This window comes from Kordia jejudonensis (assembly GCF_001005315.1).
GTDB lineage: Bacteria > Bacteroidota > Bacteroidia > Flavobacteriales > Flavobacteriaceae > Kordia > Kordia jejudonensis.
Genome location: NZ_LBMG01000079.1, coordinates 1 through 11,556, shown reverse-complemented (window position 1 = coordinate 11,556; position 11,556 = coordinate 1). Strand labels below are relative to the sequence as shown.

General features: G+C 32.9%; 15 protein-coding genes. 11 read left to right on the top strand and 4 right to left on the bottom strand.

Annotated elements, in window-relative coordinates; translation table 11 throughout:
* Positions 1–106: 106 nt before the first annotated feature.
* On the top strand, positions 107–388 hold the full coding sequence (locus AA089_RS22090) for a hypothetical protein (RefSeq protein WP_046759193.1): 282 nt from the start codon (positions 107–109) through the stop codon (positions 386–388).
* 7 nt (positions 389–395) lie between these two features.
* On the opposite strand, the gene AA089_RS23975 is transcribed toward AA089_RS22090, so the two are convergent.
* On the bottom strand, positions 396–1,598 hold the full coding sequence (locus AA089_RS23975) for a TlpA disulfide reductase family protein (protein ID WP_053002635.1): 1,203 nt from the start codon (positions 1,596–1,598) through the stop codon (positions 396–398).
* 626 nt (positions 1,599–2,224) lie between these two features.
* Between AA089_RS23975 and AA089_RS22080 the strand changes: the two genes are divergently transcribed.
* From AA089_RS22080 to AA089_RS22060, 5 genes are all read left to right on the top strand, one after another.
* The gene (locus AA089_RS22080) at positions 2,225–2,959 is read left to right on the top strand and encodes a hypothetical protein (RefSeq protein ID WP_046759192.1); all 735 of its coding nucleotides are present in this window, start codon (positions 2,225–2,227) and stop codon (positions 2,957–2,959) included.
* Between the two features lie 196 nt (positions 2,960–3,155).
* A complete protein-coding gene (locus AA089_RS22075; RefSeq protein ID WP_053002634.1) occupies positions 3,156–3,818 on the top strand; it encodes a hypothetical protein in 663 nt (220 codons plus the stop codon).
* A 132-nt stretch (positions 3,819–3,950) separates the two neighbouring features.
* Entirely contained in the window at positions 3,951–4,400 is a 450-nt protein-coding gene (locus tag AA089_RS22070) for a hypothetical protein (protein WP_046759191.1), read from the top strand.
* A gap of 107 nt (positions 4,401–4,507) precedes the next feature.
* Positions 4,508–4,957, top strand: coding sequence for a hypothetical protein (locus tag AA089_RS22065; protein WP_046759190.1), 450 nt, complete (start codon positions 4,508–4,510; stop codon positions 4,955–4,957).
* Complete coding sequence (locus AA089_RS22060; protein ID WP_046759189.1) at positions 4,957–5,157, top strand: helix-turn-helix transcriptional regulator; 201 nt, start codon at positions 4,957–4,959, stop codon at positions 5,155–5,157. Before AA089_RS22065 ends, AA089_RS22060 begins: the two co-directional genes overlap by 1 nt.
* Here the strand turns inward: AA089_RS22060 and AA089_RS22055 are convergent.
* Complete coding sequence (locus AA089_RS22055) at positions 5,154–6,233, bottom strand: adenylate/guanylate cyclase domain-containing protein (protein ID WP_046759188.1); 1,080 nt, start codon at positions 6,231–6,233, stop codon at positions 5,154–5,156. The genes AA089_RS22060 and AA089_RS22055 overlap by 4 nt on opposite strands.
* Positions 6,234–6,310: 77 nt before the next feature.
* Between AA089_RS22055 and AA089_RS22050 the strand changes: the two genes are divergently transcribed.
* Positions 6,311–7,228 (top strand): SMP-30/gluconolactonase/LRE family protein, encoded by a 918-nt coding sequence (locus AA089_RS22050; protein WP_053002633.1) that lies wholly within the window; start codon positions 6,311–6,313, stop codon positions 7,226–7,228.
* A gap of 94 nt (positions 7,229–7,322) precedes the next feature.
* On the opposite strand, the gene AA089_RS25095 is transcribed toward AA089_RS22050, so the two are convergent.
* On the bottom strand, positions 7,323–7,487 hold the full coding sequence (locus AA089_RS25095) for a hypothetical protein (protein WP_156169249.1): 165 nt from the start codon (positions 7,485–7,487) through the stop codon (positions 7,323–7,325).
* A 187-nt stretch (positions 7,488–7,674) separates the two neighbouring features.
* Here AA089_RS25095 and AA089_RS22045 point away from each other — a divergent pair, with 187 nt between their 5' ends.
* Genes AA089_RS22045 through AA089_RS22035 form a run of 3 tightly spaced genes read left to right on the top strand, consistent with a single transcriptional unit; the run spans position 7,675 to position 10,226 of the window.
* On the top strand, positions 7,675–8,988 hold the full coding sequence (locus AA089_RS22045; protein WP_046759187.1) for a DEAD/DEAH box helicase: 1,314 nt from the start codon (positions 7,675–7,677) through the stop codon (positions 8,986–8,988).
* 12 nt (positions 8,989–9,000) lie between these two features.
* A complete protein-coding gene (locus AA089_RS22040) occupies positions 9,001–9,882 on the top strand; it encodes a sugar phosphate isomerase/epimerase family protein (protein WP_046759186.1) in 882 nt (293 codons plus the stop codon).
* Between the two features lie 11 nt (positions 9,883–9,893).
* The gene (locus AA089_RS22035) at positions 9,894–10,226 is read left to right on the top strand and encodes a hypothetical protein (RefSeq protein WP_046759185.1); all 333 of its coding nucleotides are present in this window, start codon (positions 9,894–9,896) and stop codon (positions 10,224–10,226) included.
* A 158-nt stretch (positions 10,227–10,384) separates the two neighbouring features.
* On the opposite strand, the gene AA089_RS22030 is transcribed toward AA089_RS22035, so the two are convergent.
* A complete protein-coding gene (locus tag AA089_RS22030) occupies positions 10,385–11,077 on the bottom strand; it encodes a TMEM175 family protein (protein ID WP_053002632.1) in 693 nt (230 codons plus the stop codon).
* Positions 11,078–11,170: 93 nt separating this feature from the next.
* On the opposite strand from AA089_RS22030, the gene AA089_RS22025 reads away from it, so the two are divergent.
* Complete coding sequence (locus AA089_RS22025; RefSeq protein WP_046759184.1) at positions 11,171–11,488, top strand: DUF6660 family protein; 318 nt, start codon at positions 11,171–11,173, stop codon at positions 11,486–11,488.
* The last annotated feature ends 68 nt before the right edge of the window (positions 11,489–11,556 follow it).

Genomic DNA, 11,556 nt, shown 5'->3' with positions numbered 1-11,556 from the left:
GCAAAGAAAATGAAAATAAAATACTGAAAATGTGTTATTTAGTAAGGAGTATCTAAGCTCAATCACAAATATGAATTGAATCACTAATATCGAACTGACGTTAAAAATGAAAAAATGGTCTTTTTATAGCGTACTGATTATACTTTTCTCTTCCTGTACTTTAAGCCATGAAGAATTAAAAGTCGGTTGGTGGAAATATGGTGGCGGTTATTATATTGGAGATTCTATAGATTTTAAACTATTTCATCTTAAGAATGATACTATATATTTTAATGAAATGCCAAAGGCTTTGTTAAAAAGTAGCACAAAAGGATATAAGGCTTATGAAGATTACATAATCATCAAATCGTTAGATTCTGACGAAACTGGGAAATACCATCATAAATAACTGAAAATCATTCCGCTAACAACTGTTTGATCTTAGTTTCTAAACCATTTCCAGAAAGCTTTTCGGCAGCAATATTACCATTTTTATCAATCAAAACGGTATGCGGAATGGCTTCAATACCATAACGAAATGCAATAGACTTATTTGTATCAATAATATGTGTATTCCACGTAAATTGATCATCACCAATAGCTTTTAGCCAAGCACTTTCATTAGTATCTTCAGAAATACTTAAAATTACCAATCCACTATCTTTATACTTTTTATACAAAGAAACCAAATGCGGACTTTGTACTCTACATGGCTGACACCAACTTGCCCAAAAATCAATTAAAACCACTTTTTTGTTGGAAATAGCTGCCAATGATAATTCGTTTCCTTCGTGAGTTTTTCCCGAAAGGGCATAGGCTGCAGGTCTAAATTCTACTTTCGTTGTAACATTAGATTTTTTCTCTACTTTCGGAATTTCAACAACTACAAGCGTTTGATCTGTTTTCTTTTTAATAAAATCGGCAATATAGGTTCCAGTTGTATTATTTTGAATATCAATTGGTAATGAAGCATATGTAGCAGAAACAACATCAAAATCTAAAAAGTCAATCTGATCTTTTAAAATCAATGCGGTCAGTTGTTTCTCTGTATTTACGTTTAGAAAACTACTCACAACTTGTCTTCTATAATTTATAAATTCGTCCAGTTTTTCATCTAGTTTCATCAATTTTGGAATGTCACTTTGTGCATCTGCATCTCGATGAATTTCCTTATATAAATCTTCAACTTGTAAAAATTTATTCAGTTTTTGATGCAATCTGCCATACAAATTAGCCTCTAAATCCGCACTTTGTATAGTGTGAGCAAAGTTCTTATCTGAAATAAAAACATCATGTGTACTATTTGAAACTAAGATTTTGAAGGTACGTATTGAATCAATCCGAAGCAAATAAAAATCGGGTTGTGCAACCTTTCCTTGAAAGCGAAAAGTATTATTTTCAATCGTAGTGCTGCTAATGGCTACAAGACTATCATTTGGATGCACAGCGAATAATGAAATGCTCTTTCCATCGGCGTCAACCGTTTTTCCTTGTATCAAATATCCATCGGCTATACTTGCATTCTCGGTAGTGTCTTCTTCAGCAGCTTTCGTTTTTACATCATTTTTACAACTCCAGATACTAAGTAAAAGTAGCAATGCAATGCTGAATTTTTTCATAAAATGAATCTTCATATAGATTATTAGTTAATTAGTCTTATCTTATTAATTATGAAGAAAATTATATTTAAAACAAATATAATTTCCTACAAAAAAATAAAAGTAGTAGTTTTGCTATTCAGCAATACTATCAAAAACTTTCTAAAGTTTTTAGGAGCTCAATACTTCAATTGGGCTCTTTTTTTTGTATATTTAAATAGAAAAATATGACATCAATTTGCTGTTTAGTTACTATTTTTCGAAATACTAGTCAATTCGGCTTAAATATATTGACTAGCTAACGTCCTTAATTTACTAATATTAAGGACGTTTTTTTGCGCTAAATTCAAGAAACTTTTTTCACACTTCCGTACATCGAGTTTTATGTGCTTTTCATCGATAGTTTTCAAATATTTTGACGTTTTAAAATAAGTTAAAGTAAGAAAAAGTATACTTTTGAACTGTTATTATGTTTATACATAAACACATTCCCCCTAAAACCCAAAAGAGAGCTGCGTGCTCTCTTTTACTTTTTTGATACCTTTTTGGTGAGTGACAAAAAGAAATTAACAAATTGATTGTTAAAAAAAATAATTTTCAGTTTGCGAAAGAATACTTAAATATGCATCGCAAAATGATTCCCCAATATGAAGATAGTTCAAACGGTTCCTGTATACAATCGAAAAAGTAAACGCGTTACAAGTCTTAAAGTAGATGATTTTCAGTCGATTAAAAATGAAAACGAAGAGTTTTTTGATGTACAAGGAGATTTTGTCATTATAAAAGATCGCTTTTTCAGAATGCCGCATTTGGTAAAACCTTGGACATTTTGGATTGAAAACGGCAAACCGTTGTTAGAACCTTCTGAAAATACAACATATACAAAAGTTTTATTTACGGTTGAAGCGCCTGATAAAAATGAATTTGACTATAAAAATGAATTCAGAGCCATGAATCCGTTGGTTGGTTATTTTCAAAGTTTTAAAACTGGTTTTATGGAATTAATGCAGCAAATTTCGCCTGAAACAGTTGAAAATTATGAAGTTACATTCTACACATTGGTGCCATATCAAACATCTTTGCATTATTTATTAGGGAAAAAAGGAAGCAATCAAACACGCTTGAATTTTTGGTTTTATGGTTGGATCAATCTAAAATATAGAAATGATTTTATGAACTATTTAAAACAACATACATTTGATCATTATATCAACGGAAGTACGAGCGCTTTTAAAGGAATCATCTCACAAGAATTATCACGTGTCATTGATGTAGAATACCAAGTACATCATCCAAATAGCGGTTTTTGGAAACGAAAAAATATCCGTTTGGGTTTGAAGAAAATTGTGCATTTAGAACTTACTGAAATTGCTTGGTCGTAAGAGCTTCACATGAGTAATTCTAGCATAATTTTATAAAATCTTTAACTTGGAATGATAATTGTGTGTTAACACTTTAGTTTGTGATTAAAAAAAACGTAATATTGTATAGCTTAGTTGCAATTGATAAGAAATAAGAGTGTTAGCCAAAAAAATACATAGAAATATACGAATCCTGTTCCTTTTCATACTATTTGGTATGTGCACAGCCTATGGGCAAAAAGATACAACCAAAACAAAAACGAACGATATCGACATTACAAAAGGTCGTATAAAATTGCCGTTTCCAAAACCAAAAGATCCAACACCAACTCCTAAGAAGAATGCAGATAATTTTGTAGAATTCGAAACGCCTAGTTTGTTAACTAAAAAACGAACGAGTCTGATTGCGTTGCCAAAATCGAAACCTTCATCGTTGACAAAGGAAAAAGAAGTATACTTTACAGGTCAGGAGCAATATGTAACCCGTAACAAAGAATTTGAGAAAAAGCTTAACAAAAAAGACAAACAAATTCGTCCAGAATACAAAGTAGAACAATATTTAGGCGATTTTAGAAGTAATGGAAAATTTGTCGAAGTTGTTTGTAGAGATCACGAATATGTAGACGGCGATCGTGTACGTGTGTATGTTAATGATGTTGTTGTAGCTGAAAACATTCGCTTGGAAGCTGTATACAAAAAAATAAATGTGACTTTGGCACAAGGTTTCAATAAAATAGAATTTCAAGCACTCAATCAAGGTTCTTCTGGACCAAATACTGCCGAATTCCGCGTGTATAATGACAAAGGCGAACTCATTTCGGCAAACGAGTGGAATCTTACCACAGGAATTAAAGCCACCATGATTATCGTTAAAGAGTAAGTTTTAGAGCTTTTACTACGTAATTTTAGCGTTCAATTAAATTTAGACTCATTAAAATTAAAGCGTTCGTCTTTTTTAAGAGGCGAGAATTCAGCACATTTTTTGTATTTTTAAGAAAAAGAAGCATGGATTATGAACACTTCAACGCGATTTGAATCTGCAATACGAAAACTATACACTGCATTTCATCACAATACGCTCAATCCAGAATGTTGCAAACAATGTGCTGTCGGTAATATTTTAGACAATACCGAAAGCTGGAAACATCTCTCTGACGATCATGGCGCAACGACACTTAACTACATCGGAAAAGTACACCAAAGCTTTGGACGCAAATTTGGCGGATATTCACCTATCGAATTATTGACCATTGAAGCCGTTTTCTTAAAAGCTTGCGGCTACACCATTCCGCTACATCACAAAAATAATAAACCTGAAAACCCGACGGATAAAGAAGTTTTATTCAAAGGACTTTCAGCAGTAATTGCCTATTTATGCAAGTTAGAAGGCATTTCTAATGTGATGGAATATTCAAAACTATTTGAATACGAAAGAGATACAACTACCTACGAATTAGCTTAAAACCATAATTTTTCTAAAATCTGTAGAAAAACATTTGTGTTTTACAAAATGTAAAGTATATTTGTCATTATAGAAAACAAACTTGTCAATCATAATACAAATATAAGATGGCGAAAGAAACATTTTGCGAAGCAGAGAACAGAAGATTTGAAAAATTTAAAAATTTTGGATTGCCACATACATTCAAAAAAATAGGAGTCATACTCGTTGTTGTGTCCATACTTTTCTTGTTTGCACGAAAGCTATTTGATATAGAAATTGCAGAAACACTAAAATTCATATTAAAACGCGTTGTATTGGTCGGTTTACTCATGATTGCAATTGCAAAAGAAAAAGTAGAAGATGAAATGATAAAAACCATTCGTGGACAAGCATTTTCAATGGCTTTTGTGGCTGGAGTTGTATATACATTAGTGCAACCTTTGATTAATTATATTGTTGCTATTTTTGTTGAAAAAGACAAAGATCCTTTAACAGATGTGGGAGATTTTCAAGTACTTTGGTTTTTACTCACCATGTATTTATTATTTTTCTATATGATAAAAAGAAGATTGTAATGAAGAATAGAATCAAGATTGAACGCGCTATTTTAGACATTACACAGGACGAATTAGCAAAGAAAATAGGAGTTTCAAGGCAAACCATCAATTCTATTGAAAAAGGACGTTATGTACCTTCTACAGTATTAGCTTTAAAATTAAGCGCCACTTTTCAAAAACCAGTTAATGAATTTTTCTTTTTAGAAGAAACAGACTAATTATTCTTAGAAATACTGAAAACTGTAACCGTTTTTGCTTTTCCTTTCAACAGCAAACTATCAATACGTTTGGTAGAAAAATCTTCGGTAAGATTCATGTCAGAAAGCAAATCTTCGGAAATCAATATGCTTGCACCATAAGTGTTACATTCTGATTGAATTCTTGCCGTTGTATTGATCACATCTCCGTGATATGCCAATTCTTTCTTAACTGATCCAACTTCGGTAACCATCAAGGTTCCACCGTGAATTCCAGCTTTAAATTGTGGCACCAAACCATACTTTTCCTGATAATAATTACTTCTCGATTGTATCTTTTCTTGAAACGAAAAAAACAACGAAATCGCTCTAAACTTTTTAATTCCTCTGGCATATTTCCAACTCAAAACGGCTTCATCGCCAACATATTGGTAAATTTCTGCATCGTACTTTTGTACAATTGTATTCAAATCATAAAAACAATCCTGAATCAACTGACTGTAGACATAATGTCCTAATTCTTCAGCAATTGTCGTGGACGATTTCAAGTCCAAAAACATAAAAATACGTTTCTCTTCTTGCGGTTTTCGGTACTTTCCAAGGAGCATTTTTACGAAAACACCACGACCAAACTTCTCGTTGGCAATCTTTATAAACGAAAACACCAAAGATGCCACGATAAAATAAATAACAATTGACCAAAACGTCTTATTTGTGCGCCACCAGCCGTTTCCTTCAATCAACTCAACATCTAAAATCTGACCCGTATATTCAACAACAATATTTACTAAAAAGATGAGCGTAATCAAATAAATGAAGTTTTTTGCAAAAATAACAACGCCCAACGCCAAGTTTTTAGCCAAATACCGATCAAACAAGAACTCTACAGCCGCATAAAAAATTCCAAACGGAATCGAAGACAAACTCACATAGGTTAACAATTCCAACAACGGCAACTCATATTTTGGTAAAATACTCACACCTTTTTCTTCAAAAATTCCAAAATAGCGAATGATAATCATAAAGCTGAATGCTAAAATCCAAAAAACGATAGATCGGAATGTGAATAGTAAGTATTGTTGGAAAGTTCTTCTCATGTGTGCAAAATACTAAAAGTAAATCATTAAAATTACGCTCGAATATGTATTTTAGTAACAAATTAAAAAACCGACACATGAAAACTTTCTTCAAAATTATACTACTTACCAGTCTATTTTTTGCTTGTAAAACAGAAAAGAAATCACCTGAACAAACTCCTGAAAAGGAAGTTGTTGCTATAAAAATGACACCTAAATTAATACATGAGATAAACGGTTTAACACATTGTGAATCTGTTGTGTACGATAAAAAAAGAAATGTATATTACGCTTCATTAATTGGAAATCGGGAACAAGGAGATGGAAGCATTGCGAAAGTTGGCGCGGATGGAAAATTAATAGATTCAATCTTTATTAAAGGTTTAAATGATCCGAAAGGAATTGCTATTACAGCTGATAAATTATATGTTAGTGATGTCACGGTTTTGGTAGAAGCGGATTTAAATTCAGGAAAAGTGATCAAAACGCATACAACGGAAGGAACTCAGTTTTTAAACGATGTTTCAATTGCGAAAGATGGAACAATTTACATTTCTGACACTCGAAAATCGTCCATATTTGCACTAACAACTGACGGAACATTTTCAGAATGGTTACAATCAGAAGCATTAGAACATCCAAATGGTTTGCTAAACGTTGGAAATGATATGTATGTGGCAGCTTGGGGAAATGTAGTAGGAGAAGGCGATACGAGGAAGCAAAGTGGAAATTTTCTCAAATTAAATATGAAAACCAAAGAAATCACGAAAGTTTCAAAAGACACGTTAGGAAACTTAGATGGTGTACAAATTTATGATGAAAATAGTTTTCTAATTTCTGCTTGGAATACGGGTAAAATAATGAAAATCAGCACCGAAGGAGAAGTGGAAGACATCGTAACTGTAGGTAGAAGTGTTGGCGATATTTTATATGAACCTTCAACGAAAGTACTTGGATTACCGATGAATATTCAAAGTCAATTGTTACTTTACGAATTTCAAAAAGCTGAAAAATAAGATGAATATATTGTGAAATTACACAAATTCAGAGATACTAAAAAACGTCCATTTCACACGAAAGGACGTTTTTTGTTTTAAAAAAATATTATTGTTAGCCACAAGGAGTATAAACTGATTCTGGACAACCCAACTTACATTGAAGTCTATTAACACTTGAAGTACAAGCACCTGAAAGTCCTCCTGTTATCTCTTGTGCGCCTAATGTTGAAATCACTGATTTTGAAAATCGCAATGTTTTCATTTGTTTCTTTTTCATGAGTTATATTTTTAAAATTAATATGCTTATCAATTTACAAAAATGAATTCTCAAAAAACTACGGTAATACCATACATCACGGCAGTTTTTAGTGTAGTCAGCATATATTGATTAGTGTTTTGTTTAAATCTTTCAATTATTTAACTTTAAATCATCTAATTATTACAAATAACTGTACTTTTGCGGCATGTCAAAAATCATTAAAAATCAGCGCGATATCTTAGCAAAATTGGGCATCCAAAAGCTCAATGACATGCAAGAAGAAGCGAAACTATCTATAAGTTCGCATCCAAATACCATTTTATTGTCTCCAACAGGAACTGGAAAAACGGTTGCATTTTTACTACCTATCATTGCCGAATTAGATCCAAATATCGATGAAGTACAAGTTATTATTTTGGCACCTTCACGCGAATTGGCAATTCAGATTTCGCAGGTAACACGTCAAATGGGAACAGGTTTCAAAGTCAATGAAGTGTATGGTGGACGTAATTTTTCAAAGGATAAAACGGAATTAAAACACCGTCCTGCCATCTTGGTTGGAACGCCTGGAAGAGTTGCCGATCACTTGCGTAGAGAAACATTTTCTACCAGAGAAATTAAAACCTTGGTATTGGATGAGTTTGACAAATCGTTAGAAGTTGGTTTTGAAGAGGAAATGAAAGATATTATTTCGTTGGTGCCACATATTGAAAAACGTGTGTTAACTTCGGCAACGAAAGACATGGACATTCCAGCATTTGTGGAAATGAGAAATCCATTAACGATCAATTATTTGGGTGAGAAAATTGCCAAACTTGAAGTCAAACGGATACTTTCGCCAACAAAAGACAAATTAGATACACTTCTAAACACCATTTCGCTTGTCGCGAATCAACCTGGAATTATTTTTTGCAATTTTAAAAATACCATTCAGTATGTAAGTGATTTTTTATCATCAAAAGGCATTCCACACGGTTGCTTTTATGGCGGAATGGAACAAAAAGACAGAGAACGCGCGTTGATCAAATTTAGAAACGGAACACATCAACTCATCATAGCTACCGATTTGGCGGCACGTGGAATTGATGTTCCTGAGATAAAATTCATCATTCATTATCAATTGCCATTAAAAGCACAAGAATTCACACATAGAAACGGTCGTACAGCACGTATGCATGCCGAAGGAACAGCGTTTGTATTGCAATGGGAACATGAAACGGTTCCAGATTTTATCTCAGAAGTGGAAGTTGTAGAAGAATTAGCTTCGGGAGTACGACCAAAAGCTTCTGGTTGGAAAACCTTGTTTATTTCTGGTGGACGAAAGGACAAAATTTCCAAAGGAGATATTGCAGGATTGTTTATGAAACAAGGAAAACTCAGCAAAGACGAGTTGGGCATGATAGAACTTAAAAGCGATTGTGCATTTGTGGCAGTTGCAGCTTCAAAAGCCAAAGAAGTCATCAAACTAACTTCGGATACACGTTTAAAAAAGAAAAAAGTGCGCGTAACACAAATTTAGAATTTTACATCCATGAAGAACTTTATAAAATGTAGCGTTGTCGTATTTATTTTATCCCTAAATATTGCTTGTGAAAAAGCTGAAAAACAGTTAATTGACATCAAAGAAGTATCGCCATGGTGTATTTTAGGTTTTGATGCTGCCGATAGAACTCCCGAACAACGAATATCGCTTCTAAAAGAACTTGGGTTAAAAAAATATGGATTCAACAAAGGCAAAGGAGATTTCAGCAAAATGAAAGAAGAATTTCAACTTGCCCAAGAAAATGATATTGAAATCACATCGGTATTTTTGTGGTTAAACGCAAAGAGAGATAGTATTGGGAAATTGAGTCCTTCAAACCAAGAATTATTAAAAAATATAAGTGAAGTACCTCAAAAACCTGTGATTTGGGTAAGTTTTAGTGCTAACTTTTTTGAAAATCTATCCCAAGAAGCAGCTATAAAACGATCTGTAGATATGATTAAGTTCGTCAAGCAAAAAGCGGATCAAATGGGTTGTAAATTAGCCTTATACAATCATCATGGATGGTTTGGAAATCCATACAATCAACTCAAAATATTAGAAGCCTTGAATGATGATTCTATTTCGATGGTGTACAACTTTCATCACGCACAGGAATATGTAGATCAATTTCAAGACATTGCAAAAAAGATTACACCTTACTTATCATTTGTCAATCTAAACGGCGTTAAAAAAGAAGGTCCACAAATTATAACGATTGGAGAAGGAGATCACGAGTTTGAAATGATTCAAACATTGGTTAAAGAAGGATTTACGGGACCTTGGGGCATTTTGGGACATATAAAAACGGAAGACGTTAAACTCGTTTTGGAAAGAAACATAGAAGGTTTAAAAAAAATGAATACTAAATTCAATAATACCAAAACATAGACTTATTTGTGATGAAACAATTATGTAAATTCTTATTGCTTTTATTCATCAGTTCATTGTGTATTTCGGCAACGAAGCCAACAATACAAGACGACGATTGTACATTTAAAGGAAAAAAACTCTACGGAAAAATTCGTTTTGTGGAACACGCGAGCAATGCAGATGTTAAAATAAAAATTGTAAATAATTTTTCTGATATCAAAGTAAAATTAGTAGAAAGCTTTGCAGACGATTGTGGCGAATGGCAAGTGGTGGAATATGGAGAAGATTTAAAAGTCTTCGTCGCTGAGAATTTTGCAGACATCAAAGTCAAATTTGTGACCAGTTTCCCAGGAATCGATTAGTGATTTAGGATGTACGATTTTTGATTTTTGATTTCAGAATTATGATATTTTTAAAGTTGAGTACTAAAGTCGTCACTTTGATTGATTTTTTATCATATCAAGCGCAGTCGAGATAGATAAAAAATTGTATCGAGAAGTATTTAAAAACTCAAAACAATCTAATCACCGTTTTCATCAACTTCTTCTCTTAAAGTATTGTTTTCAATTGAATCAACAACTTCTTCAGATTCAACAAAGGCAAGTTCTAATCTAGCTTTTTTCTTCTTAAAATACCGATTCATAAAAGGTTGAAATATAAAAATCAACACAAACACAAACCGAGATGTTAATGGAAGAATAAAGGCCAAAAAGCCTGATAAAATCCAAACAAACATACTTACTAAAGCACGTGCTTTTTCAGATTGTCCTACAATTGGCGTCACTTCTTCTTCATGTTTTGCGATGTAACGAATCATCAAATAATTAAAAAATCCGATAGCAGACAAATTGAAGCAATAAAAAGCAAATGGCGAAACCGCATTAAAACCTTTCACATACAAACCTGTAGAAAAGGGCAGCAGTACGATAAAAAGCAATAACAAAATATTTAGCCACAGCAATTGGTAACTTACTTTCTTTACATATCGCATAATGCGCATGTGTGCGATCCAATACAATGCAGTAACTAAAAAACTGACTAAAAGTCCTATAAAACTTGGAATTCGTTCGCTTAAAATACTTCCCAATGAAGTCGTTACAACTTCTGTTGCATCTGGAATAGCAACTTCTAGCACTAAAAGCGTCATCGCTATAGAAAATACGGCATCGCTAAAGCTTACCACGCGCGATTTATCAAAAGTTATGGGTTCCATATGCTACAGTTTTTTCAAATATAGGATTAATTCAGAAACAAAAAAGAACAAATTAAGTCATTAAAAGACATTTCTTTTATATTTGTAAGACAAATGAAAAGCATCAGTTTCATACTCGGATTTCTCATATTGGCATTGGCGTTAAAACCATGTGCCGACGGCTATAATGCGGAACATGAAAATGATGTGGAAATCAGCATGGAACACAGTCATCAAAACGATCATGATGATTCCTGCGCAATGCTTTGTGTATGTAACTGTTGCGGAACATTAATTGTGCATCAAGAGCCGCCAACCTTTGCATTGCAATCAAAAATTAAAATTTCTACACAACTCAATTCACATTACGAATCACACTATCGATTCAATATATTAGCTGCCATTTGGCAACCGCCACAAGTTTCAAGTTAATTTTATAAAAAGATAAAGTGTATTGTCTAACATCTACAAGCAAAGATTCTGTGTTAACAACCAAGAAA

Coding starts and splice junctions, on each gene's coding strand:
- AA089_RS22090 (WP_046759193.1), top strand. CDS start 107: ATGAAAAAATGGTCTTTTTATAGCGTACTGATTATACTTTTCTCTTCC.
- AA089_RS23975 (WP_053002635.1), bottom strand. CDS start 1,598: ATGAAAAAATTCAGCATTGCATTGCTACTTTTACTTAGTATCTGGAGT.
- AA089_RS22080 (WP_046759192.1), top strand. CDS start 2,225: ATGAAGATAGTTCAAACGGTTCCTGTATACAATCGAAAAAGTAAACGC.
- AA089_RS22075 (WP_053002634.1), top strand. CDS start 3,156: ATGTGCACAGCCTATGGGCAAAAAGATACAACCAAAACAAAAACGAAC.
- AA089_RS22070 (WP_046759191.1), top strand. CDS start 3,951: ATGAACACTTCAACGCGATTTGAATCTGCAATACGAAAACTATACACT.
- AA089_RS22065 (WP_046759190.1), top strand. CDS start 4,508: ATGGCGAAAGAAACATTTTGCGAAGCAGAGAACAGAAGATTTGAAAAA.
- AA089_RS22060 (WP_046759189.1), top strand. CDS start 4,957: ATGAAGAATAGAATCAAGATTGAACGCGCTATTTTAGACATTACACAG.
- AA089_RS22055 (WP_046759188.1), bottom strand. CDS start 6,233: ATGAGAAGAACTTTCCAACAATACTTACTATTCACATTCCGATCTATC.
- AA089_RS22050 (WP_053002633.1), top strand. CDS start 6,311: ATGAAAACTTTCTTCAAAATTATACTACTTACCAGTCTATTTTTTGCT.
- AA089_RS25095 (WP_156169249.1), bottom strand. CDS start 7,487: ATGAAAAAGAAACAAATGAAAACATTGCGATTTTCAAAATCAGTGATT.
- AA089_RS22045 (WP_046759187.1), top strand. CDS start 7,675: ATGTCAAAAATCATTAAAAATCAGCGCGATATCTTAGCAAAATTGGGC.
- AA089_RS22040 (WP_046759186.1), top strand. CDS start 9,001: ATGAAGAACTTTATAAAATGTAGCGTTGTCGTATTTATTTTATCCCTA.
- AA089_RS22035 (WP_046759185.1), top strand. CDS start 9,894: ATGAAACAATTATGTAAATTCTTATTGCTTTTATTCATCAGTTCATTG.
- AA089_RS22030 (WP_053002632.1), bottom strand. CDS start 11,077: ATGGAACCCATAACTTTTGATAAATCGCGCGTGGTAAGCTTTAGCGAT.
- AA089_RS22025 (WP_046759184.1), top strand. CDS start 11,171: ATGAAAAGCATCAGTTTCATACTCGGATTTCTCATATTGGCATTGGCG.